The sequence below is a fragment of the Sphingosinicella rhizophila genome (genome assembly GCF_032378825.1).
GTDB classification, from domain to species: Bacteria; Pseudomonadota; Alphaproteobacteria; order Sphingomonadales; family Sphingomonadaceae; genus Allosphingosinicella; species Allosphingosinicella rhizophila.
The window spans coordinates 23,281-48,195 of sequence record NZ_JAVUPU010000011.1 but is presented as its reverse complement, the minus strand read 5'-3'; the positions used below and the strand labels follow the sequence as shown (position 1 = coordinate 48,195).

28 protein-coding genes and 1 pseudogene are annotated in these 24,915 nt (G+C 64.3%); 9 read left to right on the top strand and 20 right to left on the bottom strand.

The genetic code is table 11. The features are described from left to right. Positions 1-29: 29 nt before the first annotated feature. Positions 30-239, bottom strand: a complete 210-nt coding sequence (locus RQX22_RS17265) for a hypothetical protein (protein WP_315728137.1) — start codon at positions 237-239, stop codon at positions 30-32. Between the two features lie 35 nt (positions 240-274). Then, positions 275-409 (bottom strand): hypothetical protein, encoded by a 135-nt coding sequence (locus RQX22_RS17260; RefSeq protein ID WP_315728135.1) that lies wholly within the window; start codon positions 407-409, stop codon positions 275-277. Between the two features lie 203 nt (positions 410-612). Here RQX22_RS17260 and RQX22_RS17255 point away from each other — a divergent pair, with 203 nt between their 5' ends. Beyond that, positions 613-1,566 carry an AraC family transcriptional regulator gene (locus tag RQX22_RS17255; protein WP_315728134.1) on the top strand — a complete coding sequence of 318 codons (954 nt, stop codon included), beginning with the start codon at positions 613-615 and terminating at the stop codon, positions 1,564-1,566. A 19-nt stretch (positions 1,567-1,585) separates the two neighbouring features. Here the strand turns inward: RQX22_RS17255 and RQX22_RS17250 are convergent, their stop codons facing one another. Both RQX22_RS17250 and RQX22_RS17245 read right to left on the bottom strand, forming a co-directional pair. Next, positions 1,586-2,140, bottom strand: a complete 555-nt coding sequence (locus RQX22_RS17250) for a manganese efflux pump MntP (RefSeq protein WP_315728132.1) — start codon at positions 2,138-2,140, stop codon at positions 1,586-1,588. Further along, positions 2,137-2,574 carry a helix-turn-helix domain-containing protein gene (locus RQX22_RS17245; RefSeq protein WP_315728130.1) on the bottom strand — a complete coding sequence of 146 codons (438 nt, stop codon included), beginning with the start codon at positions 2,572-2,574 and terminating at the stop codon, positions 2,137-2,139. Before RQX22_RS17245 ends, RQX22_RS17250 begins: the two co-directional genes overlap by 4 nt. Positions 2,575-2,648: 74 nt before the next feature. On the opposite strand from RQX22_RS17245, the gene RQX22_RS17240 reads away from it, so the two are divergent. Further along, positions 2,649-3,296 (top strand): cation transporter, encoded by a 648-nt coding sequence (locus tag RQX22_RS17240; protein ID WP_315728128.1) that lies wholly within the window; start codon positions 2,649-2,651, stop codon positions 3,294-3,296. Positions 3,297-3,442: 146 nt separating this feature from the next. Here RQX22_RS17240 and RQX22_RS17235 read toward each other — a convergent pair whose 3' ends face one another. The 4 genes from RQX22_RS17235 to RQX22_RS17220 all read right to left on the bottom strand — a co-directional run bounded on the left by RQX22_RS17235 (position 3,443) and on the right by RQX22_RS17220 (position 5,301). Continuing rightward, complete coding sequence (locus tag RQX22_RS17235) at positions 3,443-3,772, bottom strand: ArsR/SmtB family transcription factor (RefSeq protein WP_315728126.1); 330 nt, start codon at positions 3,770-3,772, stop codon at positions 3,443-3,445. Between the two features lie 4 nt (positions 3,773-3,776). Beyond that, positions 3,777-4,451, bottom strand: coding sequence for an SRPBCC family protein (locus tag RQX22_RS17230; RefSeq protein ID WP_315728124.1), 675 nt, complete (start codon positions 4,449-4,451; stop codon positions 3,777-3,779). Between the two features lie 86 nt (positions 4,452-4,537). Further along, on the bottom strand, positions 4,538-4,777 hold the full coding sequence (locus RQX22_RS17225) for a helix-turn-helix domain-containing protein (protein ID WP_315728122.1): 240 nt from the start codon (positions 4,775-4,777) through the stop codon (positions 4,538-4,540). Then, entirely contained in the window at positions 4,777-5,301 is a 525-nt protein-coding gene (locus RQX22_RS17220; protein WP_315728120.1) for a hypothetical protein, read from the bottom strand. Before RQX22_RS17220 ends, RQX22_RS17225 begins: the two co-directional genes overlap by 1 nt. A gap of 83 nt (positions 5,302-5,384) precedes the next feature. On the opposite strand from RQX22_RS17220, the gene RQX22_RS17215 reads away from it, so the two are divergent. Together RQX22_RS17215 and RQX22_RS17210 are read left to right on the top strand one after the other, a co-directional pair. Further along, positions 5,385-6,335, top strand: coding sequence for an ABC transporter ATP-binding protein (locus tag RQX22_RS17215; RefSeq protein WP_315728119.1), 951 nt, complete (start codon positions 5,385-5,387; stop codon positions 6,333-6,335). 20 nt (positions 6,336-6,355) lie between these two features. Then, positions 6,356-7,081: an ABC transporter permease gene (locus RQX22_RS17210; RefSeq protein WP_315728117.1), complete on the top strand. Its 726-nt coding sequence runs from the start codon at positions 6,356-6,358 to the stop codon at positions 7,079-7,081. A 39-nt stretch (positions 7,082-7,120) separates the two neighbouring features. On the opposite strand, the gene RQX22_RS17205 is transcribed toward RQX22_RS17210, so the two are convergent. The 4 genes from RQX22_RS17205 to RQX22_RS17190 all read right to left on the bottom strand — a co-directional run bounded on the left by RQX22_RS17205 (position 7,121) and on the right by RQX22_RS17190 (position 12,323). After that, positions 7,121-9,403: an MHYT domain-containing protein gene (locus RQX22_RS17205; RefSeq protein ID WP_315728115.1), complete on the bottom strand. Its 2,283-nt coding sequence runs from the start codon at positions 9,401-9,403 to the stop codon at positions 7,121-7,123. Positions 9,404-9,493: 90 nt separating this feature from the next. Next, complete coding sequence (locus RQX22_RS17200) at positions 9,494-9,673, bottom strand: hypothetical protein (protein ID WP_315728113.1); 180 nt, start codon at positions 9,671-9,673, stop codon at positions 9,494-9,496. Then, a complete protein-coding gene (locus RQX22_RS17195) occupies positions 9,670-10,836 on the bottom strand; it encodes a PepSY-associated TM helix domain-containing protein (protein ID WP_315728111.1) in 1,167 nt (388 codons plus the stop codon). The genes RQX22_RS17200 and RQX22_RS17195 overlap by 4 nt, the downstream gene beginning before the upstream one ends. 167 nt (positions 10,837-11,003) lie before the next feature. Then, positions 11,004-12,323: an amidohydrolase gene (locus tag RQX22_RS17190; protein ID WP_315728109.1), complete on the bottom strand. Its 1,320-nt coding sequence runs from the start codon at positions 12,321-12,323 to the stop codon at positions 11,004-11,006. Positions 12,324-12,669: 346 nt separating this feature from the next. On the opposite strand from RQX22_RS17190, the pseudogene RQX22_RS17185 reads away from it, so the two are divergent. Together RQX22_RS17185 and RQX22_RS17180 are read left to right on the top strand one after the other, a co-directional pair. Then, positions 12,670-13,020 (top strand): annotated as a pseudogene (locus RQX22_RS17185) (YciI family protein); the annotation flags it as partial. A 142-nt stretch (positions 13,021-13,162) separates the two neighbouring features. Beyond that, entirely contained in the window at positions 13,163-14,425 is a 1,263-nt protein-coding gene (locus tag RQX22_RS17180; RefSeq protein ID WP_315728107.1) for an RNA polymerase sigma factor, read from the top strand. A 28-nt stretch (positions 14,426-14,453) separates the two neighbouring features. Here RQX22_RS17180 and RQX22_RS17175 read toward each other — a convergent pair whose 3' ends face one another. Continuing rightward, complete coding sequence (locus tag RQX22_RS17175) at positions 14,454-15,206, bottom strand: hypothetical protein (RefSeq protein ID WP_315728106.1); 753 nt, start codon at positions 15,204-15,206, stop codon at positions 14,454-14,456. Positions 15,207-15,338: 132 nt separating this feature from the next. On the opposite strand from RQX22_RS17175, the gene RQX22_RS17170 reads away from it, so the two are divergent. Beyond that, on the top strand, positions 15,339-15,719 hold the full coding sequence (locus tag RQX22_RS17170) for a SpoIIAA family protein (RefSeq protein ID WP_315728104.1): 381 nt from the start codon (positions 15,339-15,341) through the stop codon (positions 15,717-15,719). A gap of 7 nt (positions 15,720-15,726) precedes the next feature. Here the strand turns inward: RQX22_RS17170 and RQX22_RS17165 are convergent, their stop codons facing one another. Then, positions 15,727-16,242, bottom strand: a complete 516-nt coding sequence (locus tag RQX22_RS17165; RefSeq protein WP_315728103.1) for a PilZ domain-containing protein — start codon at positions 16,240-16,242, stop codon at positions 15,727-15,729. 52 nt (positions 16,243-16,294) lie between these two features. Then, the gene (locus RQX22_RS17160; RefSeq protein WP_315728101.1) at positions 16,295-16,714 is read right to left on the bottom strand and encodes an EF-hand domain-containing protein; all 420 of its coding nucleotides are present in this window, start codon (positions 16,712-16,714) and stop codon (positions 16,295-16,297) included. A 190-nt stretch (positions 16,715-16,904) separates the two neighbouring features. On the opposite strand from RQX22_RS17160, the gene RQX22_RS17155 reads away from it, so the two are divergent. Further along, a complete protein-coding gene (locus tag RQX22_RS17155; protein WP_315728100.1) occupies positions 16,905-17,585 on the top strand; it encodes a transposase in 681 nt (226 codons plus the stop codon). Here RQX22_RS17155 and RQX22_RS17150 read toward each other — a convergent pair. After that, entirely contained in the window at positions 17,582-18,046 is a 465-nt protein-coding gene (locus RQX22_RS17150; RefSeq protein WP_315728099.1) for an AAC(3)-I family aminoglycoside N-acetyltransferase, read from the bottom strand. The two genes, RQX22_RS17155 and RQX22_RS17150, sit on opposite strands and share 4 nt — an antisense overlap. Positions 18,047-18,204: 158 nt before the next feature. Between RQX22_RS17150 and RQX22_RS17145 the strand changes: the two genes are divergently transcribed. After that, on the top strand, positions 18,205-20,118 hold the full coding sequence (locus RQX22_RS17145) for a CocE/NonD family hydrolase (protein WP_315728097.1): 1,914 nt from the start codon (positions 18,205-18,207) through the stop codon (positions 20,116-20,118). A gap of 32 nt (positions 20,119-20,150) precedes the next feature. Here the strand turns inward: RQX22_RS17145 and RQX22_RS17140 are convergent, their stop codons facing one another. The 4 genes from RQX22_RS17140 to RQX22_RS17125 form a co-directional block, all read right to left on the bottom strand. After that, positions 20,151-21,908 carry an EAL domain-containing protein gene (locus tag RQX22_RS17140; RefSeq protein ID WP_315728095.1) on the bottom strand — a complete coding sequence of 586 codons (1,758 nt, stop codon included), beginning with the start codon at positions 21,906-21,908 and terminating at the stop codon, positions 20,151-20,153. Between the two features lie 284 nt (positions 21,909-22,192). Next, a complete protein-coding gene (locus RQX22_RS17135) occupies positions 22,193-22,705 on the bottom strand; it encodes a DUF1993 domain-containing protein (protein WP_315728094.1) in 513 nt (170 codons plus the stop codon). Further along, a complete protein-coding gene (locus RQX22_RS17130) occupies positions 22,705-23,850 on the bottom strand; it encodes a DmpA family aminopeptidase (RefSeq protein ID WP_315728092.1) in 1,146 nt (381 codons plus the stop codon). The genes RQX22_RS17135 and RQX22_RS17130 overlap by 1 nt, the downstream gene beginning before the upstream one ends. After that, a complete protein-coding gene (locus tag RQX22_RS17125; protein WP_315728090.1) occupies positions 23,847-24,800 on the bottom strand; it encodes a pyridoxal-phosphate dependent enzyme in 954 nt (317 codons plus the stop codon). The genes RQX22_RS17130 and RQX22_RS17125 overlap by 4 nt, the downstream gene beginning before the upstream one ends. Positions 24,801-24,915: the final 115 nt, after the last annotated feature.

Below are 24,915 nucleotides of genomic sequence, written 5' to 3'. Positions count from 1 at the left end.
GATGAACTCCTCGACCAGTCCGAAGATGCTCAGATATTCATTTCATGGCCCCGTATCTGGTTGAGCGTTCGCCGCTCGCTTTCCGACAGGCCAGGCGCGGCGGTGGTGCCGGCCAGCCGTTCCGGAAGGAAGGGGCGCGTGAAATCGAGCGCCGATCCTTCCGGAAGAATATCTTCGATGCGCCAGGCGGCGCGGGCGGACGCGGCGAGGACGTCGCCGAAGTTGAAGCCGTGATACATGTCTCTCTCCCTAATCCCGTCGATTGGCGCGATCGTCAGCTGACGACCGGCGCTGCGTGCGGTGCGCTGAACCACATGGCGACCGCGCCGCTGAGGGTCGCGACCGAGCAGCCGAATGCGCAGGTGACGATCAGCACGAGCTGCAAAACAGTCTTCCTTTGATGATACATTTTCCGTCTCCCTTCGGTTGTCGTGCGGGTCCGGCCGGCGGCGCGTCCCGCCGGTTGCCTGGAATCGCAAAATGCGTCAGATTGGCCGGACTTGGTTCCGGCCGGTTCCGTCATGCTTTCCTTTTATACCCCTGCGCACAGGGGTGAATGTCCGAGACGCCGGAATCATTGATCCAGACGCCTGATCATGCGGGGCATGGGACATGGACGTGCTGACGAACGTGCTGTCGGGAATGAAGCTTTCGGGAAGCGTTTTCCTGGAGGCCGATTTCAGTGACCCATGGTGCGTCACGTCGCAAATGACGCCGGAGGATTGCGCGGCCTTCTTTCCGCAGCCCGCCCATGTCATCGCCTATCATTATGTCGTTTCGGGACGGTTGCTTTGCGCCGTCGGATCGGATCCGGCGATCGAGGTTCGCGCCGGCCAGATCATGCTGGTTCCACGAAACGAACTACACAAGCTGGGAAGCGATTTCGGCTGCGCGCCGGTCGCCGCGAGCAAGATCATGCTGGCCGGCGACGAAGGATCCCTGCTTCGGATCGTCTGGGGCGGCGGCGGCGAGCCGACCAAGATCCTGTGCGGTTTCCTCGGTACGCTGACGCCGATCAATTCCTTCCTGCTCAGCCTGCCGAGCCTGCTCGTCATCGACGCATCTACCGGCACCAGCGGCGAATGGCTGGCCAGTTCCTTCCGCTTCGCCTCGACTGAGGCGGCGGCCCGATCGCCGGAGATGATCGGACGGTTGGCCGAGCTCCTGTTCGCCGAGGCAGTGAAGCAATATGTGCAAGCCCTGCCGGAGGAACAGGGCGGCTGGTTTGCGGGACTCCGCGATCCGCATGTCAGCAAGGCCCTCACCCTGCTCCATGCCCATCCTGCCGAAGCATGGACGACCGAATCGCTCGCCCGTGCGGTGGCCTTGTCCCGTTCCGCCTTCGCCGACCGATTCACCGACCTGCTGGGTGATCCGCCGATGCGCTATCTGAGCAAGCATCGCATGAATATCGCCGCCAACCTGCTGCAGGAAGGACGGCAGAATGCGTGCAACATCGCTTATGCGGTGGGCTTCAATTCGGAGGCCGCGTTCAGCCGCGCTTTCAAGAAGGAATATGGCATGGCGCCGGGCGTGTGGCGCAAGGAGAGGTGTGCGGTAGGTTAGGACCAGACGCTCTCGGCCGTCAGGCCAGGCCGAGATGTTCGACCAGGATCCTTATGCCGAGGCCGACGAGCAGGATTCCCCCCACCAGTTCGGCTTTCTTGCCGAAATGGACTCCAACCCGCCGGCCGATGAGGGCACCGCCGAAGGAGAGCAAGGCGGTCGTCGCGCCGATGACGAGGCAGGCGGTCGGGATCGGCTGGCCCAATAGCGGAAGCGTCAGCCCCGCGGCGGCGGCATCCACACTGGTCGCGAGCGACGAAACCAGCAGGCTCAGCATGAACAGGCGCTTGGCTTCGGGTGCATCCGGTTCGTACCAGATGCCGTCGCGGATCATCCGCCCGCCAAGCAATCCGAGCAGCAGGAAGGCGATCCAGTGATCGAATTGCTGAAACGTGTCGGCGAAGGCGAATCCGAGGGACCAGCCGACCAGGGGCATCAAGCCCTGGGCGAGGCCGAAGACCAGGGCGATCCGTACGGCCCCGCCAAAGCCGAGCCGGCAGGATGCGCCCTGGACAAGGGCGACGGCAAAGGCGTCCATGGCCAGCGCAACGGCCAGCAATAACAATGTTATCATGAAAGAAGCGGCGTCCCCGCTGGGGCGTGGTCGGTGGAACAAAGGGCGTGATCTGCCAGCACCTCCAGGACGTGGCAACTGGCGACCCGGCCGCCGCGGCACTGGCCGACCATGCGAGCCAGTTCGCGCCGCATCTTTTCCAGCTGCGCGATCTTTTCCTCGACCGCTTCGAGATGGCCCGTGGCGATCCGGTCGACTTCCTCGCATTCGCGTTCCGGCTGGTCGGCGAGATCCAGGAGGGAGCGTATTTCGGCGATGTCGAAACCGAGCCCCCGGGCATGGCGGATGAAGCTCAGCCTCTGGACATGGGCTTTCGCATAGCTTCGATAATTGCCCTCCGTGCGCTCCGGCGGCGGCAGCAGGCCCACCCGCTCATAATAGCGGATCGTTTCCACTTTGGTGGCCGTCCTGCGGCCCAATTCACCAATCTTCATCAATCCGCCTCTTGACCCTGTAGCGGCTACAGGGTCCATATGGGTTTCCGGATTGATTCTGTCGAGGTGAGGCCATGGCCGGACATTGCTGCGGGGCGGAGAGCGGACATGATAAAGCCGCCGGCGACCGTGGCTGGCGGACGGCGCTATGGATCGCGCTTGTCGTCAATGCGGCCATGTTCGCCGTCGAGATCTGGGCCGGGGCAACCGCCAACAGCCGTTCGCTGCAGGCCGATGCGCTCGATTTCTTCGGCGACGCCGCCAATTATGCCATCAGCCTGGCGGTAGCGGGCATGGCGTTGAGCTGGCGGGCGCGGGCGGCCCTGGTGAAGGGGATCAGCCTTCTCGTGCTCGGCGCCTGGGTGCTGCTCAGCACGGCCTATGCCTTTTTCTTCGGGACCTTGCCGAATGCCGAGACGATGGGCGTGATCGGCGTGATGGCGCTTGTTGCCAATGTGGGCGTCGCCTTGCTGCTGTTTCGTTTCCGCACGGGCGACGCGAACATGCGTTCGGTCTGGATTTGCTCGCGCAACGATGCGGTCGGCAATATCGCCGTGGTCGCGGCCGCCGTCGGCGTGTTCGGCACGGGCACCGCCTGGCCCGACCTCGCGGTGGCCGGCATCCTGGCGATGCTCGGCATCTCCGGGGGCTTGCAGGTGATCGTCCAGGCGCGGCGCGAACTGCGGCCGGAGCGCGTCTCGGTCTTGCTCACCGCGAAATAGGATTCGGAACCGCGATATTTCGGCCGGACGGATGTGCGCAGGTTCGCAATTTCTTCCGGTCTCCGCCACGTGCGCCATCCATGAGACTAAACCGAGCAGCGCGTGGGGCAGCGGCCGCCGGGGACGAAGGCCCGAATGGATTTCGATCAGTCCCGCCGTTTCTTCTTGCCGCGGGCGATCTCCGTGGCGAAGGCTTCCAATTTGTGATCCCAGAAGGCGCGGAACTGGTCCAGCCAACGGTCGACATCGCGGAGCGGCGCCGTGTCGACCGCGTATAGCCGCCGCTGCGCATCGGCACGAACGGTGGCGAAGCCGCTGTCGCGCAGGACCTTGAGATGCTGGGAAACGGCGGGCTGGCTGATGCCATATTCGCGTTGAACCACGGCCACGACGTCACCGGAGGATTTCTCCCCTTCAGCCAGCAATTCCAGGATGCGCCGCCGCACCGGATCGCCGAGGACGTCGAAGGCGTGCATGGGCCTATTCCTGGTCCGACGCCTCTCCGGCCGCGCCGCCGGCGCCGGTATAGAAAGCGGTCGTGCGATCCGCGGCCTGGCGCGCGGCGCTGGCCTCGGTGCCGAAGGCGATCGAAGCGCCGGCCCAGCCTTCGCTCGATTGGACGACAAGGGCCTTGCCATTGTCGCTTGTCAGCCATTTTTCAGCTTCCTTATGGTCGACCACCATGCCGGATTCCACATGTCCGGCGAAACCGAGCAGGGTCAGGTCCCAGCCGACGCCGACCGCTCCAGGCCCGAATTGATCCCAGAAGGCGAGGAATTGTTCGTCCTCATGGGCGATATGTTCAAGCCGCAGGCGCGTGCTATCCTCCGATTCTGCGGACAAAGTGACGATCACCCAGCTCATCCCGCCGGCAAATTCCCACGTCGCCTGCAGAAGGCGCGGGGGCTCGCAGCGCTCGATCGTACCGCCGGCATTGCCCTGAAGCTGATAGCGTCCGCCCAGCCGGAGATCGCCGCTCACGGGCAGGAACCAGCGCGGAATACGCTCCGCGCTGGTGAGCGCGTCCCACGCATCCTCGATGTCGGTCGCATAATCGCGTTCCGCCACTACGATGCGCGCGGATTTTCCGTTCCATTCGCCATTGGTAACCGAACGGGTGACGGCATTTGCGTGGCGGGAAACGTCGAAATTCATGCCATTATCTCCTCGAAATGGCAGAACTATATTGATATGCACTTATATAAGTCAACGGCTATATAGCATTATTTCGCGGGCGGGCATCAATCGGCGTCGGTCTTGTCCTGCGCGTCGGCCGGATCGAGATCATAATCGAGCAGGTCCCCGGGTTTGCAACCGAGAACGGCGCACATGGCGGCGAGCGTCGAGAAGCGGATGCCGCGCACCTTGCCCGAACGGAAGAGCGACAATTGAGTCTCGCTTATGCCCATCCGTCGCGCGAGTTCGCGCGCCTTCATCCGCCTCGCGGCAAGCACAGCGTCGAGCCTGACCGTAATCGGCATCAGAAGAAATCCTGCAGCTCGCGGCGAAGCTGCGCCGCCTCCCGCTGCACCTCGACCGCCCGCCGGAGCAAGCGGCCGAGGAGCGTGATCGCGATGCCGACCACACCCACGGCCAGATAGGCGCTATCGAAACGGACGAAGCCGGGGTTCGCCCAAGACCCGCCGGGTTCCAGGAGACGCAGGAGATTGGGCGCAACGATTGCGCTGGCAACGGCGCCGAGAGCGAGGGCCGCACCGGCGCGGGTGCAGCCGATGGCGAGCGTCGGACCAAACAGTCCTTGCGCCGCATAGTCGCGGAAGGTGATCCGTATCGCCCACAAGGCGTAGAGATAGAAGATGGACGGCAACGCCGTCTCGATCGACCAGCCCAGCAGCCTCGGCCATGTTCCTTCGCTGGCGGCGTGAACGGCGAGCAGAACCAAGGTCGGAAGCAGCAGGGCGAAGGCGGTTCCCGCCAGCAGGAACAAAGTGAAACGGGCGAGCCAGAGGCTGTGCTGGCGCAAAAGGTCCATATCCTTCGTCACGAAAGCTCCAAAAAATTTAACTTGCACTTAAAAAATCCACCTCTTAGTTAAAGATTATCGCTGTGCTTTGCAACGGAGAAGACGTGAATATTGCCATTCAGACACAGGGGCTCAGCCGAGCCTTCGGCGCGCACCGGGCGGTGGAGGCGGTCGACCTCAATGTTCCGGAAGCTTCGGTCTACGGTTTCCTCGGCCGGAACGGCGCCGGCAAGACGACCTTGATCCGGCTTATCCTCGGGCTCCTGAGGCCCGATCGCGGCCGCATCCGGATCTTCGGTCTCGACCTTGCCGCCCACAGGGTGGATACGGCGCGGAGCATCGGCGCCCTGGTGGAAACACCGTCCCATTATGATCATCTGACCGGGCGCCAGAATCTCGATATCACCCGCCGGCTGCTTGGCCTCGACGCGGCCGAGACCGACCATGTGCTCGAGCTCGTCGACCTTCGGCATGCCGGCGGCCGACGCGTCGGCGGCTATTCCCTGGGTATGCGCCAGCGGCTGGGCCTCGCGCGCGCTTTGCTCGGCAGCCCAAGGCTGCTGGTCGTGGACGAGCCCACCAATGGCCTCGATCCGGAAGGAATCCTGGCCATGCGGGCATTGCTGGCCCGCCTGCCCGAACGGAGCGGCGCGACCGTGTTCGTTTCCAGCCACATCCTTTCCGAGGTCGAGCAGTTCGCGACCCATGTGGGCCTGATGCACGCCGGCCGGCTGCTGCTGGAGGCGCCCCTCGACGCGGCGAAGGCTAGGGGGGATATGATCGTCAGCTTCCGGGTCGACCGGCCCGAGCCTCTCGTCGCGATCCTGGCCTCATCCGGAATCGCGGCCCTGGTCGAGGAAGGCGGGACGGTTCGCGTCGCGCCGGCAGCGGGGCGGAAGGCCGCGACGGCAGTGCCGTGGATCAACGCCCAGCTGGTCGAACGCGGCATCGCGGTGAACGCGATCGAGGTCCGCGAGCCGAGTCTCGAAGATATTTTCCATGCGACCGTAGCGACGGCTGGCTGCTCGGCGGGCGGCCCCCGGCTGGCGGCCTGACCCGAATAGAGAGAGATCAAATGCCTGCATCCCTGTTTTCCGAGATGTTGAAGCTGCGCAACAGTCTTGCCCTGCTGCTGTGCGCCGCCGCGCCGCTGATGGTCGTCGTGCTGACTTCGCTCGTCGTCATGGACCGCGATGAGCCGACGCCCTGGCCGCTTTTCACCACCAATTTGGCCGCAGCCTGGGGCTTGTTCATGCTGCCGATGACGGTAACCGCGCTCACGATTCTGCTGGCCCAGATCGAACATGGGCCGCGCTTCTGGAACCATTTGCTTGCGCTGCCTGTGCCGAAATGGCGCCTGTTCGCAGCGAAATCAGTGCTGACGATCCTGCTCGTCGGGTTGATGAGCGCCGCCCTGATCCTGCTGACCCCGGTAGCCGGCCATTTTGCTGAATGGGCCGCGGCAGGACCGCAGCTCGTGGGGACACCGCGCTTCAAGGAGCATGGCGCCCAGGTCGCGGGCATGTTCCTGAGCTCGCTGCTGCTGATCGCGGTCCAATTGTGGGCGGCGCTCCGCTTCCGCAGCTTCGTGCCGCCTCTCGTGCTCGGCATCGGAGGGACGCTCGTCGCCGTGGTGGCGAGCGGCGCGGAGCAGGGGGTGTGGTTTCCCTGGCTGATCCCGGCCAACATGCTCTCCGAGAATCCGGCCCAGGCGGCGCTCGCCGGCACGATCGGCTTTTGGGGCGGTCTGGCGGCCCTGGCCGCGATGATCGTCGATCTCAGCCGGAGGGAATTCCGCTGAATCGCGGCCGCTTTGCCTGAAGAAGCCGGCGTATCGATCTTAAACGGCGCCACCGCGGCGCTTCAGCGGAACGAGCGCGGCGGATGCGATTTGCTGGATTGCGGTGGCGAGCGCATCTTGCGTGAAGGGCTTGGGCAGCAACTGCACGTCGTTGAGCGTCTCGGGATCGAGATCGGCCAATCCGCTGATGAGCAGGACGGGCAGGTTCGGATGGCCTATCCGGATCGCCTCGTGAAGCTCGAGCCCCGTCATTCCGGGCATCAGCTGATCGGTGATGACGAGTTCGATGCCGTCGTCGTCCTTCAGGATCGACAATGCTTCCGCGCCGGCAGCGGCCGGCAGCACATGATGGCCGAGATCGTCCAGCATGGCTACGGCATTGGCGAGCACCAGCGGATCATCGTCCACCACGATGATCCTCATCGGCCAGGCCCGGCGTTCCACCTTGGCCGTATCGATAACGGGGACGGGCGCCGGAGCACGCTCGGCGACCGGTAGATAGAGCTCGGCCGTGGTACCGCGGCCGACGGCGCTCCGAAGGACCAGGCGACCGCCCGATTGTGCCGCAAGCCCCTGGACCATCGACAGGCCCAGGCCGGTGCCCTTGCCCACGCCTTTGGTGGTGAAGAAGGGATCGACCGCACGGGAAAGTATTTCCTCGTCCATCCCGGTTCCGTTGTCGGCGATCGCGACCTTCACATAACGGCCGGCCGACAGATCCTCGACCTCGCCCTGGGCCAGCGTCTGTTCGGCTGCCGAAATATCGAACACACCGCCGCCGGGCATGGCGTCGCGGGCATTCACGGCGAGATTGACCAGCGCCATTTCAAGCTGGTGGGCATCGACCCGGGCCGCAGAAAGATCGAGCGGAAATCGCATCTCGACGCGTATCGTCGGCCCAAGCGAGCGTTGCAGAAGATCCGCCATGCCCCGCACGAGCTCCGGGACATGGACCGCCGCGGGGCGCAGATCCTGCCTGCGCGCGAAAGCGAGCAACCGCTGGGTCAGTGAAGCGCCACGTTGCGCACCCTCGATCGCGCTTTCCAGCAAATGCAGGCTCTTCGGATCCTCCAGCAGCTTCTTCCTCAATAGTCCCAGATTGCCCAGAATGACCGCCAGGAGATTGTTGAAATCATGTGCGATCCCGCCGGTCAGCTGACCGATCGCCTCCAGTTTCTGCGCCTGGCGCAATGCCTCTTCCGCGCGCTTGCGGCCCGTCACGTCGGTCAGGCCTCCGACGACATGGAGGAATTGGCCGGTGGAATCCTGCTCGACCCGGGCCGCCGAGACCACGTCCAGAAAATCGCCGGCTTTGGCCACCATCCGATAGTCGCGCGGCGCGAGGCTGCCGTCGCGCAGCAGGGCCGGCCAATCCTGTTGCAGCATCTGCCGCGCGGAAGGTTCGCTCAGGAAATCGGTCAGCGGCCGTCCGAGCACTTCCTTGCGCGCATAGCCCAGCAGCTCGAGCCAGGCGTTGCTGACATGTTCGATGTGGCCGGCGCGATCGAGCGCGTGGAGCGGCAGGGGCGTGGCGCGATAGAGTGACCGGAATCGCTCCTCGCTCTGGCGGAGCGCTGCCGCCTCGCGCTCCGCCAGCTGCGCGAAGCGGCGGTCGAACATGGCGGCGACGAGCGTCAGGAACAGGATCAGGAAGGCTGCGGTCGAAACCGCGACCGCCAGCGTCGATTGGCTCACGGCGGCTCCGCCCGGCATATGATCCGCGCCCGGAATATGGCTGAAGATCGTCGCCCGCATTCCGGCGAAGTGCATGCCCGCGACAGCCGAGCCCATCAGCGCCGCGGCTCCGAACCGTTCGACATGGTGGCGATCGCGCGAAACGAGCCAAAGGGCCGCCGTCGCGGCGCCGACGGCGATCAGGATCGAAATCCCGAGCCATAAAGGGTCGTAGCTGAGCACGGCGTTCATGCGCATCGCCGCCATGCCCAGATAATGCATCGTGACGATGCCGAGACCCATGAACAGTCCCGCCGCGAACAGGGGCATGATCGCGCCGGGTGCGCGCGCCATCACGGTGAACCCCCAGCCGGTGACCAGGATCGCCACCGCCAGAGAGAGGAATGTCAGGCTGAAATCGTAGCCGACCTCCATACCCGGCATGCGGAATGCGAGCATCGCCACGAAATGCATCGCCCAGATCCCGCCGCCCATCGCGATGCCCGCGGTGGCCAGCCAGGCGCGCCGCAACCAGCCATCTGACGCCCTGACGCGGCTGGCAAGATCCAGCGCCGCATAGGAAGCGACGATGGCGATGAGGATCGAGATACAGACCAGCGCCGAATCATATGTGCCCCGCATCGTCATCGCGCCGTCCCCTTCGCCCTGGCTGACGCTAGCTTCTGCAACTCCTACTGCAAGTGCCGGATGGGGCCGCGCACCATCGGAGCGAAGCTATCAGCCGGTTCGGATGCGCATCGCCCAGCAGACGGCAAGCACGGGTATGGCGAGCGCGATCCAGGAGGCGGCGTCGCGCAGGCCATCCCCGGTCAGCGCCGCGACCAGCCCGACGAGGGTCGCCAGGGCGATCAGCAAGGGCATGGCGAAGATGGCGCGAAGGGGACGGCCGCCCTTCATTCGGCCGCCTCCAATGTGCCGCCCGTCTCGACCTCGCGGACGTGCGCATCGATTCCGGCGCGACGCTTGCCGAGCCAGAGATAGAGGCCCGATCCCAGCACCATGATCGTGAAGGCGGTCAGCAAGGCCCACAGCGTCTTGAGCGGCAGCCCGCCATAATCGCCGAAATGCAGGGGCTGCGACAAGGCCAATGCCTGCATGTACCAGGGCATCGGCCGGGCGGCGGTGAACCGGCCGGTTTCGGCATCGACCAGGGCCGGAGTCAGCAGCCGCTCGGTCAGCGGCGTATCCCCCTGGAAGAAGATCGCATAATGATGCCTGCTGCTGAAGGCGCCGCCCGGAAAGCCGATGAATTGCGGATTGTTGCCGGGAACCTCCCTTCGCGCCGCCGCCATGGCCCGGTCGATGGAGCCGTAGCGCGAGGGCGATAGCTCGCCCTTGCCGGCATAAGCCCGCGTCATTTCGGCGAGTTCGTTCATCTGCCAGTACCGGTTGATCGGCGTGGCGAAGCTGTTGATGACGCCCGTCGCGCCGACGACCAGGGTCCAGGCGAGCGCGACGATGCCGAGGAGGTTGTGGTAGTCGAGCCATTTGAGCCGCTTGCTGCGCGTGACGCGGAGCGTGCCGAACCGCAGCTTGCGCATGAAGGGTGCATAGAGAACGACCCCCGAGACGATCGCCGCGACGAACAGCAGGCCCATCAGGCCCAGGAAGAGCATCCCCGGCAGGCCCAGGAACATGTCGGTATGGAGCTGCAGCAGGAAATGCATCACCCCGTCTTCATCCACCTGCCCGATCGCTTCTCCGGTCGATCGGTCGAACAGCTGGACCGTCATGTCACCGTCCGGGGAATCGGGTGCGGGCGCGGTCGTCACCGTCATGCCGGGATCCCGATTGTCGAATGCCATGAATACGGGCACCTCGCCCGGCCGCGCCGCCAGCGCCTTGGCGAGCATGACGTCCAGCGGGACGAGGCCAGGCGCATCGCCGGACGATCCCGTTCCCGGCATGCCATAAACGGGCGGCGGCGCCGTCACCGCGTCGATTTCTTCATGGAAGATCAGCGGCAGGCCGGTCAGACACAGCATCAGCAGAAAGGCCGTGCACAGGATGCTGGTCCATTTGTGGATGAGGAACCAGGCTCGAAGGGAGGATGTCCGCAAGAATGCCCAGCCCGTTATTGCGATCGATTATCAATAACAGTTAGCGCGGTGCGGCTCGCTTGGCAAATCCAATCGGATGCGACGCCGCTCCGCTACCATGATCGTTTCGGATTGAATCAATCTGAAGCAGGCTCCAGCCCGACTTTCTTCGGGAATTCCGGCGGCGCTCAGCTTTTCAGCAGGTCGAGCACCGCGACCGTCATCGCTTCCGTGCCGAGCCGGACCGAAGGCTCCGGGTCGATCTTGAACAAAGGCGAATGGTGCCCGGCCACGGGCGGGCCTCCGGAGGCGGCGGCGTCGAAGGCCGCCTGCGGCGTTCCGCCGACGGCGAAATAGAAGCCGGGCACATTGTGCTTCCGTTCGATGAAGTAAGCGAAATCCTCCGCCCCCATGCCCGCGCGCGGCGGCGAGATGATCGCCTTTGCACCGAAGGCCTGCTGCAAGACGGGGCGCAGCCGCGCCGTCAACGCCGCGTCGTTGACCGTGACCGGCGTCGATTCCGTCGACAATTTGACCTCCGGCAACCTGTCTTCGGGCATGCCGTTCATCCGGCCGACATTGACCGCGATCCGTTTGATGCCTTCCAGCAGCGTCTTGCGGACGGCTTCGTCGTCGGATCGGACCGAAAGCTGCATTTCCGCTTTATCGCCGATAATATTGTGTTTCAGACCGCCGCGAAACGATCCCACCGTCACGACGCCCGGCTGCAGCGGCGAGATTTCCCGGCTGACCAATGTTTGCAGTGCCATGATGATTTCGGCGCCCATCACGATCGGGTCCTTGCCCTGATGGGGGTAGGCGCCATGAGTTCCGACGCCGTGGATGATGATATCGACGCTGTCGGAGGAGGAATAAGCGATGCCGGGATCGGCGATGATGGTGCCGGTGGGGGCGCCCGCATTGACGTGGAATCCCAGCGCGTAATCGGGTTTCGGGAAGCGCGTGTAGAGCCCGTCCTCGATCATCGCGCGGGCACCGCCGATCCGTTCCTCGGCCGGCTGGACGACGAAAACCACGGTTCCCTTCCATCGGTCCTTCATCGCCGCCAGACGCCGCGCTGTGCCGACGAGGGAGGTGATGTGGACGTCATGCCCGCAGGCATGCATGACCGGTGCCTCGACCCCGTCAATCCCGGTCTGAACGGCTTTGGAGGCGTAAGCGAGCCCGGTCGCTTCCTTGACGGGAAGGCCGTCCATGTCGGCGCGGACCAGGATGACGGGTCCGTCGCCATTCTTCATGATGCCGACCACCCCGGTGCCGCCAACGCCTTCCGTCACCGTTGCGCCGGCGGCGCGCAATTGGTCGGCCATGATCCCGGCCGTTCGCTTTTCGACATAGCTGAGCTCGGGATTCTTGTGGAAGTCGATGAAGAGCGGCTGCAGGATCTTGTCCCAATCGGCCTTCACCGCATCGGATATGGGTGAAGCCGCGACGGCGGCCGAGGATGAAAGAAATGCTGCGGCCAGCGCCAGGAATCTGATTTTCATGTCTGCCCCAAAGTCGTGTCTGAGCCGGAAGGCTAATCGAAAGCACGGGACGAGTCACGGGGCCGCAAGGCGCCGCCGAAGAATTGGTAAATCGGGGACGCTATATTATTAAATGTGTGCGCCTCCAGGCGTCGACCATCATCATTCGCTGCAATTAAATAGTATAGTGTCCCCGATTTAGCGTTGCGCCAATCGCTTCTTTCTGGGCACAATGCCGGAAGGATTGAGTCGGTAGGTTTCGGGGCGAGCGCGAAAAAATTTGCCGGAACGTGTCGATTCCCGTCGCGCTCGCTCGTCATGAAGTCGGGAAGCCACCGGGTTTCCGCCATTGGAAAGGGAATGAACGATGCGTGTCATGGTTTTTGTGAAGGCGACGGAAGACAGCGAAAACGGCCGGATGCCCCCGGCGGAGCTGCTCGACGCGATGATGAAATATAATGAGGAACTGGTGAATGCCGGCATCATGCTCGGCGGCGACGGACTGAAGCCGTCTTCGGAAGGCAAGAGAATCGCCTTCGACGGGACGAGCCGGACGGTGATCGACGGTCCGTTTGCGGAAACGCGGGAACTGGTCGCCGGCTATTGGCTGTGGGAAGTCAAGGATATGGACGAAGCGGTGGCATGGGTGAAGAGATGCCCCAATCCGATGTTCGGACCCAGCGAGATCGAGATCCGCCCGATGTACCAGATGGAGGATTTCGGCGACATCGTGACTCCGGACGTGCTGGAGCGCGAGGAGCGTATCCGCCAGCAGATGGAGGGCCGCTGATCCTGTCGCTTCGCTCGCGTCGCCGCCCGGGCCTTGCCTGACGCCGGGCCGCTCCCGTAACAGCTGAAGGGTGGCGGCGAGCGAGACCGAAAAGGCGATCGAGGCGGTCTTCAGGATCGAACGGGCCAGGCTCATCGCGGGTCTGGCCCGGATGGTCCGCGATGTCGACCGGGCCGAGGAACTGGCGCAGGACGCGCTCCTCACCGCCCTTGCCGAATGGCCGAAAACAGGCGTTCCGGACAAGCCCGGCGCCTGGCTGATGGCGGCGGCCAAGCGGAGGGCGATAGACGGTTTCCGTCGCGACAAGATGCTGGCCCGCAAGCATGGCGAGATCGCCCGCGAATTGGATGGCGCAGGCGACGCGAGCGTCGAGCGGATAGAAGCGGCCATGGACGACGATATTGGCGACGAGCTGCTGGGCCTGATCTTCACCGCCTGCCATCCGATCCTCTCGCCCGAGGCCCGGGCCGCGCTCACCCTGCGCCTGGTCGGCGGCCTCACCACCGATGAGATCGCCCGTGCCTTTCTGTCGAACGAGCCAACCGTGGCGCAGCGTATCGTCAGGGCCAAGAAGGCGATCGGCAAGGCCGGCCTTATTTTCGAGGTGCCGCGCGGCCAGGAAAGGGACAAGCGGCTCGCGGCGGTGCTTGAGGTCGTCTATCTCATCTTCAACGAAGGCTATGCGGCGACCGCGGGCGAGGATCTCGTCCGTCCTGCGCTGTGCGGGGAGGCGCAGCGGCTCGGCCGCATCCTCGCCGGCCTCGCACCGCGCGAACCCGAGGTATTCGGCTTGCTCGCCTTGATGGAGATACAGGCGTCGCGGCTTGCGGCGCGGATGGGACCCGATGGCGCCTTCATCCCCCTGACCGAGCAGAATCGCGCCCGTTGGGATCAGATGCTGATCCGCCGCGGTTTTGCTGCGCTGGAGCGGGCGGAAATGCTGGGCGGCGCCGACGGCCCCTATGCGCTGCAGGCCGCGTTGGCCGCCTGCCACGCGCGTGCCCGCAAGGCCGAGGCGACGGATTGGCCGAGGATCGCCGCACTTTACGACCGCTTGCGGCAGGCAAAGCCGTCGCCGGTGGTCGACCTCAACCGGGCGGTGGCGCATGCCATGGCCTTCGGTCCCGAAGCTGGCCTCCGACTGGTCGATGAGATTGCCGATGCGGCGGCGCTTCGAAACTATGCGCCCCTGCCGGCCGCCAGAGGCGACTTTCTGTTCCGTGCCGGCAGGATGGCCGAAGCCAGAATCGAGTTCGAGCGGGCGGCGACGCTGACCCGCAATGTTCCCGAACAGGCCTATTTGCGAGGGCGCGCGCGCGCCTGCGGCGGCTGACCGATCCGCTTATGTGGCGGCGTTCGCATCATTCGGGGGCTGTGGTGCCATAGTCGATCCGGATGCGGACCCAGGTGCCGACAAGCTCCTTGCCGCCGACCCGCGGCGGCCGGACGCGGAACTGCCAGGCGGCCTGGCGGACCGCGCCGGCGAGATGGCTGCCGGGGGGCGAGTTGGCGAGCTCGACGCAATCCTCGACGCGATAGCCGCTCACCGTCTTGCAGGCGATTATGCCCCAGCCTCCGCCGGGCGGCATGCGCGCGGGGAGATAGGCGCCCAGCTCCGCATCGGTCGGCTCGCGATACCATCGAGCGGCATACATCGGCTCGCCATTGGGTGCGGTCCCGACCTTTTCCGAATCCCCGGGCGCGGAGGCCTGCTGGTCGCCTTGTCCCTTGCCTGGATTCCGGAATTTCGAAATGTCCGAGGCGGCAAGCTCCTCCTTGGTCATGGGGATGAAATAGGGAAGGGGATTCTTGCTCGGTATCGGCGGCGGCTTCACCGGCGGCGGCGGGACGGGGACCGGCGGCATTTCCCGGGTCTTCGGCTTTGCCGGCGCCTGCTTGGGCTTGGCGGGGGGCGCCTTTTCCGCCTCCGGAGTGAGATCGAGCAGGACCGGTCCCCTGGATTGCGAACGCTCGCCCGGAGGGCCATTCAGCGTCAGCAGCGCCAGGATGAGCAGGATCTCGGCGGCAATCGTGAGGGCAAGCGAGATTGCCCGTCGGCGGATGAAGGGACCTTCGCTATTGTTCTGGACAGAGGAATCGAAGGCCGGATGCAATGAACAATAACCTTGGGGATGAGGTGCTGAATGCCGGCACGATAGTGAATGGGAGGTGACGGAGGAATGTCGGAAACGGCGTCCCGGGCAGGAGGATCGTCAATATGAGTTGGGGCGGGCGAGGAGATCAACATGCTGGAATTTATCGACACGACCGACGAAGTCATTGCCTTTTGCATGTCCGGAAAGATCGAAAGCGCGGATCTCGATCGCGTGATGGACCGGCTCGATGCCGCCATGGCAGCGCATGACAGGGTGCACGTCTTCGCGGAAACGCAGGGGATAGACGGGATCGAACTCCACGGCCTCGGCAATTACATGTCGCGGGCCATGCCCTTGTTCGCCAAGCTCGATCGGTTCGGCCGGGTGGCGGTGGTTGCGGACCAGGCCTGGATAAGGTTGGGCACGCGGGTGGAAAGCGCGGTTCTGCCATTCATCAGCTACAAGGTGTTCGAGCCCGAACGGCGCGCGGCGGCTTTGGCCTGGGTCGAGGGGCGCGGCGAGGCCGGCTGAAACCACTCTAGAAGAGCAGGAAGACGATTACGCCTGCGGCCGAGAGGAGCCAGAGCATGATCGCGCTACCGGCGATGGCGCGGGCCAGGCGCATCGGCGGCGAATGCCGAAGCGATTTGCGCAATTCATGAACGCGGCGGGACATGCCGAGGCCGCGATCCTCCACGGTGCCGCCGTCCGGCAGCCATACGATGGGCGCGACCGCAAGCAGCGTCTTCAGCGCTCCCGCGGCGAGGCTGCCGCGGAAGACACAGCCGACCCTGCTGCCGTCCACGCGGACGACTTCGGCCATATAGGACCCGATGGCGGGAAAGGAGATGGCGATTTCGGCGCCGACAGCGATCGTCGCGCCGACCTCGATCAGCAGGCCGTCGACGGAAATGTCGTGCACCACGACGGACACGGCGGTGGCATCGGGCAGGGCGCCCTCGACCCCCAGCATGAGCCGGTAGCGTGGCGATTGCCGCTCGTCCGCCTCGCGACGTTCCAGCTTCCCGGCAAAGGCTTTCCCAAGTGCGGCCATGGCGCACTCATAGCGGCCAATAGGTAATGAAAGATTACGCGGCGCCAGACATTTATCGACCGATGAAGAGGCTTGCCAGCGATTGCTCGCGGATAGTGGCGACGCCGTCGCCATCCACATCGGCGAGGTCGAAAAAGCGGAGCGGACGCGCTTGGGCTTCGCCTGGGCTGATGCCGCCATCGCCGTCCGTGTCCGATTTGTCGAACCAGCTCCGGCCGATATAGCCCAGGCCGGCATCCGCCTTGGCCGGCTGCGTGGCGCGATAGGCCCGATATTCACCCGGGCTGATGGAGCCATCGCGGTTCGTGTCCATCCGGGTGAATTGCTTCTTCACGAAGGCGACGACCTCGGCGCGGCGGATCGGGCGCTCGCCGAGTGCGAGGTTTTGAACGGCTGCGGCCTGGTCGGGGGCGGCCAGCACGGCTGGAGCCGCAACCGCGATCAAAGCGGGAAGAATCAAAGAGCGCAACATGTCCTCCAGGGCAGGCTTTTCCCATTGCTTCGGCGTGACTTTCGCCAGCCTGAACGCGGACCGGCGCAGGATTTGACCGGCTACGCCGGGCCAAGTGCGAAAATAGTATAGCGTCCCCGAATTAAGCGGCCTAATTCGGGGACGCTATACTATTTTTGACAGGAGGATCGAGCGGCTTTAGGCTTTGGCCATGGCTCGTATCGCACGCATCGTCGTTCCCAATGTCCCGCACCACGTGACCCAGCGCGGCAACCGCCGCCAGGATGTGTTTTTCGGCGAAGAGGATTATGCCGCCTATAAGGGCCTCGTGGCCGAGGCCTGTGCGCGCGAGGGGGTGAGATGTCTCGCCTGGTGCCTCATGCCCAACCATGTTCATCTCATCCTCGTCCCGCCCGCGCCCGATGCATTGCGTGGCGCACTGGCCGAGGCGCACAGGCGCTATGCGCGGCGGATCAATCTGGCCAATGACTGGACCGGCTATCTCTTCCAGGGACGTTTCGCCTCCTATCCGATGGACGATGCGCATCTGATGATCGCGATCCGTTATGTCGAGCTCAACCCGGTGAGGGCAGGGCTGACGAAATCGGCGGAGGCATGGCCCTGGTCTTCGGCGCGGGCGCATGTCGGCGGCAAGCCGGACGGGCTGACCGACCTTGCGGCGCTGGCCGGCGTGCATCGCAACTGGCGGACCATGCTGCGCCAGGGCCTGGAGGCGGGCGACGTTCCCGACGAAGCCGCGGCTGCGATCGAGCTTCATCAGCGGACGGGGCGGCCATGGGGAGACGCGGCCTTCCTGGCTGGGCTCGAAGGGGAAACCGGACGGGCGCTCGGGCCGGGAAGGCGGGGACGGCCGAGACGGGAAAATAATTAATATAGTGTCCCTGATTTAAGCGGGTCGATGTCGAAGTGGAGTACGTCCTCGCGGCCGCCCAGCTTGGTGTAGAGGGCGATGGCGGGATCGTCGCCATGGTCGGCCTGGACGAAGATGACATAGGCGCCGCGCCGGGAGGCGATATGCTGCAGCTTGTGGATCAGCGCGGTGGCGATGCCGCAGCGGCGGTGCGGCTCGGCGACGGCCAGATCGTAGAGATAGATCTCGCTCCGCTCCTGTTCGAACTTGTCGAGCACATAGGCCGCCAGGCCGCCGACCACTTCGTCGCCGGCGATCGCGGCGATGGCGATGAACGTGTCGCGGCCGAGCAGCCGGGTCAGATAGTCGCGCGACGCGCCCCTGTAGGTTTCGGCATCGTCGAACGCTTCGCCGAACATCGGCAGCATTTGTTGGAGGCGGTGGGCATCGTCGGTGCCGAGTTCGAGGATATCAAAGGCCATGATCTCCTTTTCGCCCGGGGCGTATGTTGCATCAAGGGCCTTGCGCGGGTCTTGCCACAGGACCAGGCGACGCGGAATGTCCATACGGGTCCGGTGATATCCCGCGTTGACAAATGCATCCTGATTGGGCCTGTTCGGTGCAAGGGAGTTCGCGATTCATGAATATGCTACCGTTTCTCCGGCCGATACGTCTTGCCGCGCTCGGCCTCATGGCTGTCGCAATGGCGCCTTATGCGGCGCCTGCCCAGGAAGCGGCCGTCCAGGACCTCACCGATCAGGTGCCCCCGGACATGGAGGCCGCCGGCTATGTCGGCGACGATGTGATGATCCCGATGCGAGACGGCGTGAAGCTGCATGCACAGGTGTGGCGGCCCAAGGGCGTGACCGAGAAATTGCCCATCCTGATGAGCCGTTCCCCTTATGGCTATGGCGTCGGGCGGCTGGACCGCACGTTCGGCCCGGGCGGCAGCTATGGCGACCTCGCTGCCGACAAGTTCATCTTCGTCTTCCAGGACCTTCGCGGCCGCTTCGGCTCGGAAGGCGAATATGTGACCTTGCGCACGACGAAGACGACGCCCGATGGCATCGACGAATCCACCGACACCTATGATTCCATCGAGTGGCTGGTGAAGAACCTGCCCGACAATAATGGCAAGGTCGGCGTGTTCGGCGTTTCCTATGGCGGTTGGACCGCGGCGATGGCGACGATCAATCCGCATCCCGCGCTGAAGGCGGTGTCGTCCCAGGCCTCTCCCGAAGATATGTGGATGGGCGACGACTTCCTCCACAATGGCGCCTTTCGGCTCGATTATGCCTGGTCCTGGGTCTCCGCGTTGGAGACGGACGGGCGTACCATGAAGATCTTCGACTTCGACAAGGAGGAAGGCTTCACCTGGTATCTGAAGCAGACGGACCTGGCGTCGCTCGACAAGAAGGCGCTCGGCCGGACCATGCCGAGCTGGCAGAATTTCGTGAACCACCCCAATTATGACGAATTCTGGAAGAAGAGCGTCACCTCGCGCATGATGCCGCAGAAGGTGGGCACCCCCAATCTGATCGTCGCAGGTTGGTACGACCAGGAGGATTTCTACGGCCCGATGACGATCTACGAGAATCAGGAAAAGGGCGACGAGAAGGGTCTCAATTATCTGGTGGTCGGACCCTGGAACCATGGCGGCTGGCGCGGCAAGGGACTGGAATATGGTCCCTTCCAGCTGGGGGCCGAGACCGGCACCTGGTTCCGAAAGGATGTCGAGCTTCCCTGGTTCCGCTATTGGCTGAAGGGGCAGGGCCAGCTGAACCAGCCCGAAGCCCTCGTGTTCCAGACGGGCAGCAATCAATGGCAGCGGCTGAAGAGCTGGCCGCCGGAGGAGGGCGTGACGACCCGCAACCTCTATCTTCGCGCGGGCGGCAAGCTGAGCTTCGAGGCGCCGTCGGCGGCCGAAGCGGCGGCAGCGCGCTTCGTCTCCGATCCCGCCAATCCCGTCCCCTATCGCGAACGGGCCGCGATCAAGCCTTTCCTCTCCGAGGAATCGACCTGGTCCACCTGGATCGCCGACGATCAGGCTCCCTTCGCAAAACGCCCCGACGTGCTGTTCTGGCAGACCGAACCGCTGACCGAGGATATCGTGCTGTCGGGAGACATCGTGGCAAAATTGTTCGCCAGCACGACCGGATCGGACGCCGACTGGGTGGTGAAACTGGTCGACATCTATCCGACGGACGACAGCGTTCCCGCCGAGCTGCGCGGACGCCAGCGGATGATCGCCAATGATGTGTTCCGCGGCCGCTTCCGCGAAAGCTATGAAAAGCCGCGGCCGATCACGCCCAACAAGGTGCTCGATTACCGGATCGATCTCCACTCGGCATCGCACGTCTTCAAGAAGGGTCATCGGATCGGCGTCCAGGTTCAGAGCAGCTGGTTTCCGCTGATCAACCGCAACCCGCAAACCTATGTGGACAATGTCCTCAAGGCGTCCCCCGCCGATTTCAAGGCGCAGACCCACGCGGTCTACCATAATGCGGCCTATCCGTCGGCCATCTCCGTCACGGTGGCGAGCCCGGTGCGATAAGGCGCCGGCACCTCCACCCGGCGCGAGGATTTCTACAAGAAGCGCCCGTTCATACGGTGGATGCCGTTGGGGCTCTTCTTGGCGAGCGACTTCCCCAGAGCCAGTTCCCGGAAAATGTCGCTTGAAGAGGCGTAAGCGGCCGAGCGGGAAACGTGGAGGAGGATGGCGGAGGTGCGTAGCAGCGGAAAGAACCTCTTCTCGCCGAAGCGATCGTCGGCGACGATCCCTCCGGCAACACGGTCTTCCGGACTGTAGAGGTTAGCGGCGTCCGCCTCGAACCTGCGGCACAGGGTTTCGATCTGACGTTCGTGGCTGTCATCCGGCCGATCGATGCTGAGGAAGAAATCGTCCCCGCCGATATGGCCGATGAACGCGTCGTGATCATGGCTGAAGCTCTTCAGCAGATCGGAGAAGAGGAGCAATGCCCGGTCCCCGACCGCGAAGCCATATTTATCGTTGAAGGCCTTGAAATTGTCGAAGTCGAAAAAGGCGAGGAGGGCCGTCTGTCGCCCCGAGATGATGGCATCGACATGCTCGCCGATAGAGATGTTGCCGGGCAATTGGGTCAGCGGATTCTGCTGCCGTGCGGCCTCCACTTCGCGCGCGGCGGCCAGCCTCAATATCGCATTGTTGCTGAGAAATCCCACATATCGCCCCTCCGCCGTCAAGGCGAGGCCCTCATTGCCGGCCGAGACAACATAGCTTTCGACAAGCGTTTCCGGGCCGACATGGGCTTCGCTGATCGGGCAGCGTCTTATCACCTGGCCGACGCTCTGGTTCATGCCCTTGTTGGCGAGCAGGGAAGGCCCATAATCACCGAATAAATAGGAAGCGACATCGGCCTCGTAGACCGCGCCGTGCAGATAACCATGATCGTCCACGACCGGCAGGAAGCTCCTGACGTCGCGGACCTTGAAGCGGTCGATCACGTCGGAGAGCGGAGCGCCGATCGAGACAGGCTGAACCTCCTCCATCAGGTCGAGGATGATCGGCGAGATTCCGCGCGCCGGCCGGGAGGCGACCTTCCCCTCATAATTCATCCTGACCCGACCGAGGTCGACCGTGGGCCGGGCGATCAGGAAGCCTTGGACGAGATCGCAGCCCAGCTCGCGCACGTTGCGCAGTTCGGCTTCGGTTTCCACCCCCTCCGCCACGACGAGCAGACCCAGGGAATGGGACAGGCCCGTCACCTTGTGGACGATGGCCTGCTTGCGGGCGTCGGTGTTGAGCGATCTTATGAAGGCCTGGTCGATCTTGATATAATGCGGATTGACCTGCAGCAGCATATCCATGCCGGAAAAGCCGCGGCCGAAATCGTCGATCGCGATGCGGACGTTGAAGCGCAGGAACATGTCGACGATCCGCCGCAGGGCGTCGATCGACTTGGGCGGCTGACGCTCCGACAATTCGATGCACAGATTGGCGGGCGTCAGTCCCTTCTGCACGGCAAGCTCGACGATATTGCCGGGTTTGATGTCGGGATCGTCGAAGACACGATTGTCGACGTTGCAGAACAGGCGCGTCGCGCCGGCCCCGTCTATCTCGGCGAAGCGGCTGATCGATTTGGTGAGGAGCATGCGCTCCGTACGGGCCAACTCCCCCGTCGCCGACGCCGCATCCATGACATGGCAGATGTCGGAGTAGAGGCTGTCGGGCTTGAGGCGGGTGAGCGCTTCGAAGCCGTGGCACCGCAAGGATATGGAATCGACGATCGGCTGAAAGGCAATTTCCGCAGAGCCCAGGGCGTCCATCGGGCGTTCTTCGAAGCCCTGCGCAAGTTTCAAATTCATGGTCACGTCCACCCCACCTCGATGGCGGTCATCGCGCAACGCCGGTTAAAGTCTGGTGCAAATCCTTGTCACGAAAGTGTCGTATGCGACTGGTCGTTTGAGGTGGAAGCGCATCGCGCTTCCACCCGATGCCGCGGATCAGGCTCTATGCAAATGTCCAGGGGATTTCCGATGCGCCAAGCCTGTCACGCCAACGCACCGGATTCCGGGCAAAATGCCGATGGGATCTATCGATCAGGGAAGACCGGGAGGTGTCCGCCATATTCCGCGTCGGAAGCGCCCTGTCAGGGAGCGTTGGGCGGGCCGAGATGCTGGAGGAAATCGGGCTTGCCGACCGATACGCCCGCCGCGCGCAAGATGGCGTAGGCGGTCGTCACGTGGAAGAAGAAATTGGGGAGGGCGAATTGTGTCAGATAATCGCGCCCGACGAAATCATAACCCATGCCATTGGGAAAGCGCAGCGATACGGTGCGCTCGTCGCTGCCGTCGAGCTGCGACGGATCAACGCTCTGGATGAAGGCTATGGTGCGGTCGCAGCGATCGCGCAACTCCGCGAAGCTCGCTTCGGTGTCGGCCATGGCCGGCGCCTCGATCCCGCAAAGGCGGGCGATACCGTTCTTGGCCGTATCGGACGCCATCTGATATTGAGCGGGAAGGGGGCGCATGTCGGGCGCAAGCCGCGCTTCGATCAGCGCCGCCTCGTCCTTTTCCGCCGCCGCCTTGGCCAGCCAGTCGCGCATGTTGGTCAGCGCGTTGACGAAGACGGGAACGGACGCGTCGAACATCGTCAATGTCATTATCTGGGTCTCCCTTGCCGGTGCAGCCGGACCACCTCGTCGATCGGCAATGCCTCGACGCGGATGCCGTTGGCTTCCATCGTAGCGGCGGCGAACATGGAATTGAGGACGGCCTCCTCGGTCGCCTCTACCACCGCCTCGAACAAAGGCGAGATCAATTCGTTGGGCAGGTCCTCGACACCGGACGGGGCGTTGCGGCGGGCCGGGGTGCGGCGGACACTCGCTGCCGTGGAAAAGGCGACCGCATAATCGCCGGAGCCGTTGGTCATCGGCGATCCGGTTCGGCCCAAAGCCAGGAAGGCGCGGCGGGCGAGCCGTTCGAGATTGCGGTCCGAAACCGGTGCGTCGGTGGCGATGACGACGATCACGGACCCGTCGCCCGACTTGCTCGAAAGCGCATCCTTGAGGAAAAAGCGGCCGAGCGCCTTGCCGACGGGTGCGCCGTCGACGCTGAGCACTCCGCCATAATTGGTCTGGACCAGCACGCCGGTGGTGAAGCCGCCGAGATTGGCCGGCAGCCGGCGGGAGCTGGTGCCGATGCCGCCCTTCCAGCCGAAGGCGATCGTTCCGGTCCCGGCACCGACCGATCCTTCCGCCACCTCGCCCTCGCGGGCGGCCGCGATGGCGGCCAGGCCGTGCGCCTTGGTGACGCGGCGGGCGCGTATGTCGTTGAGGCCTCCGTCATTGGTTTCGCCCACGACGGCATTGACCGAACGTACCTTTTCATTGCCCGCCCGGTCGAGCGTCCATTCGATGGCCGCCGCGGCCGCCTCGGGAACCGACAATGTGTTGGTGAGCAGGATCGGGCTTTCGATTTCTCCCAATTCCCTGATCTGCGTCGATCCCATGAACTTGCCATAGCCGTTCCCGACCGCGAAGCCGGCCGGGACCTTGTCCTGATAGAGGTTGTCGCCATGGGGAAGGATGGCGGTGACTCCGGTGCGCGTGGACGTGCCTTCGACAAGGGTGACATGGCCGATCCTGACGCCCGCGACATCGGTGATTGCGTTGAGCGGTCCGGGTTTCAATATGCCGATTTCGATGCCGGCCTCGCGGGCCCTTGGGCGTTCGGCGGCGCCGGCGGATGCCGCCCAAGGCAGGACGAACAGCAGGAAGCCGTGCCGGACGCGGCTTCGTCGGCTCATGCCGTCGCTTCCGCCAGCGCCCATTCGCCGGTCTGACGGGCGCTGACAGCGGATCCGCCGCACGCAATCACCAGGACCGTTCCGGCGTCGCCGAGCGCCGGATGGCCCTGTTCGGCAAGCGCGACCGAGACCCCGCAAGCGGGTTCCACCAGCACGTGGAGGTCGTCGGCGAAGGCAAGGCAGCCCTGAATCGCCTGGCGATCGGACAGGACGGCCGAACGTATGTCGTGGCGCTTGGTCCATTCGAATGCGGCATCGGCCACCTGGAGCGAACCCAGCGTCTTGGCAATCGAGGTGATCGCCCCGATCGACACCGGCCGGCCGGCCGCGACCGCGGCGGCGAAGCTGGCGGCTCCATCGGTCTCGACGGCGACCACCGGCACGTCCGCCCAGCCGTTGCGATGCATGCCCTGGAGGACGCCGCACATCATGCCGCCGCCGCCGACCGAGACGATCACGGCGTCGGGCCGGTCCATCTGCACCGCCGCTTCGTCGATCATCGTCGAATGGCCTTCCCACAGGAGAGGATCATCGAAAGGCGAGACATAAATGGCATCGGAGGAGGCGCGCAATGCGCGGGCGGCCGCATCAGCCTCGTTCCAGACCGAGCCGGCGACGCGGACGTCGGCGCCGAGGCCGGCGAGCAGACCGCGCACATGCAACGAGGTCGTATCCGGCACGAAGACGGTCGCGGAGACACCCAGACGTGCGGCGCAATGCGCCACCGCCAGCCCCGCATTGCCGCCGGAGGAGGAGATGAATTGGGTGACCCCGGCCTCCTTATGGGTCGACATCAGGTGCGACACGCCGCGCATCTTGAACGAGCCGGAGGGCTGGTGGCATTCCATCTTGAACAGCACGCGGCGGCCCGCACGGGCGTTCAGCGGCTGCGATTCCGCGATCGGTGTCTGGATATAGAGCCCGTTTCCCGATCCGTCGTGCATCATCATCCTTTCCAACAAAAGCCATTCCCCGGCACGCGCCTGCGCTTCTCATAAGCGCGGATCGATGGGGCACCAATTGCCAATCGCAGAATAAGGGTATAGTCAAAATTGACTAAACAAA

Excerpts from the sequence above, each read along its gene's own strand:
- RQX22_RS17140 (WP_315728095.1), bottom strand. The coding sequence starts at position 21,908 with ATGAATTTGAAACTTGCGCAGGGCTTCGAAGAACGCCCGATGGACGCC.
- RQX22_RS17125 (WP_315728090.1), bottom strand. The coding sequence starts at position 24,800 with ATGATGATGCACGACGGATCGGGAAACGGGCTCTATATCCAGACACCG.
- RQX22_RS17145 (WP_315728097.1), top strand. The coding sequence starts at position 18,205 with ATGAATATGCTACCGTTTCTCCGGCCGATACGTCTTGCCGCGCTCGGC.
- RQX22_RS17170 (WP_315728104.1), top strand. The coding sequence starts at position 15,339 with ATGCTGGAATTTATCGACACGACCGACGAAGTCATTGCCTTTTGCATG.
- RQX22_RS17135 (WP_315728094.1), bottom strand. The coding sequence starts at position 22,705 with ATGACATTGACGATGTTCGACGCGTCCGTTCCCGTCTTCGTCAACGCG.
- RQX22_RS17150 (WP_315728099.1), bottom strand. The coding sequence starts at position 18,046 with ATGGCCTTTGATATCCTCGAACTCGGCACCGACGATGCCCACCGCCTC.
- RQX22_RS17235 (WP_315728126.1), bottom strand. The coding sequence starts at position 3,772 with ATGCACGCCTTCGACGTCCTCGGCGATCCGGTGCGGCGGCGCATCCTG.
- RQX22_RS17210 (WP_315728117.1), top strand. The coding sequence starts at position 6,356 with ATGCCTGCATCCCTGTTTTCCGAGATGTTGAAGCTGCGCAACAGTCTT.
- RQX22_RS17165 (WP_315728103.1), bottom strand. The coding sequence starts at position 16,242 with ATGGCCGCACTTGGGAAAGCCTTTGCCGGGAAGCTGGAACGTCGCGAG.
- RQX22_RS17155 (WP_315728100.1), top strand. The coding sequence starts at position 16,905 with ATGGCTCGTATCGCACGCATCGTCGTTCCCAATGTCCCGCACCACGTG.
- RQX22_RS17240 (WP_315728128.1), top strand. The coding sequence starts at position 2,649 with ATGGCCGGACATTGCTGCGGGGCGGAGAGCGGACATGATAAAGCCGCC.
- RQX22_RS17160 (WP_315728101.1), bottom strand. The coding sequence starts at position 16,714 with ATGTTGCGCTCTTTGATTCTTCCCGCTTTGATCGCGGTTGCGGCTCCA.
- RQX22_RS17245 (WP_315728130.1), bottom strand. The coding sequence starts at position 2,574 with ATGAAGATTGGTGAATTGGGCCGCAGGACGGCCACCAAAGTGGAAACG.
- RQX22_RS17230 (WP_315728124.1), bottom strand. The coding sequence starts at position 4,451 with ATGAATTTCGACGTTTCCCGCCACGCAAATGCCGTCACCCGTTCGGTT.
- RQX22_RS17200 (WP_315728113.1), bottom strand. The coding sequence starts at position 9,673 with ATGAAGGGCGGCCGTCCCCTTCGCGCCATCTTCGCCATGCCCTTGCTG.
- RQX22_RS17250 (WP_315728132.1), bottom strand. The coding sequence starts at position 2,140 with ATGATAACATTGTTATTGCTGGCCGTTGCGCTGGCCATGGACGCCTTT.
- RQX22_RS17255 (WP_315728134.1), top strand. The coding sequence starts at position 613 with ATGGACGTGCTGACGAACGTGCTGTCGGGAATGAAGCTTTCGGGAAGC.
- RQX22_RS17205 (WP_315728115.1), bottom strand. The coding sequence starts at position 9,403 with ATGACGATGCGGGGCACATATGATTCGGCGCTGGTCTGTATCTCGATC.
- RQX22_RS17265 (WP_315728137.1), bottom strand. The coding sequence starts at position 239 with ATGTATCACGGCTTCAACTTCGGCGACGTCCTCGCCGCGTCCGCCCGC.
- RQX22_RS17260 (WP_315728135.1), bottom strand. The coding sequence starts at position 409 with ATGTATCATCAAAGGAAGACTGTTTTGCAGCTCGTGCTGATCGTCACC.
- RQX22_RS17190 (WP_315728109.1), bottom strand. The coding sequence starts at position 12,323 with ATGAAAATCAGATTCCTGGCGCTGGCCGCAGCATTTCTTTCATCCTCG.
- RQX22_RS17130 (WP_315728092.1), bottom strand. The coding sequence starts at position 23,850 with ATGAGCCGACGAAGCCGCGTCCGGCACGGCTTCCTGCTGTTCGTCCTG.
- RQX22_RS17225 (WP_315728122.1), bottom strand. The coding sequence starts at position 4,777 with ATGCCGATTACGGTCAGGCTCGACGCTGTGCTTGCCGCGAGGCGGATG.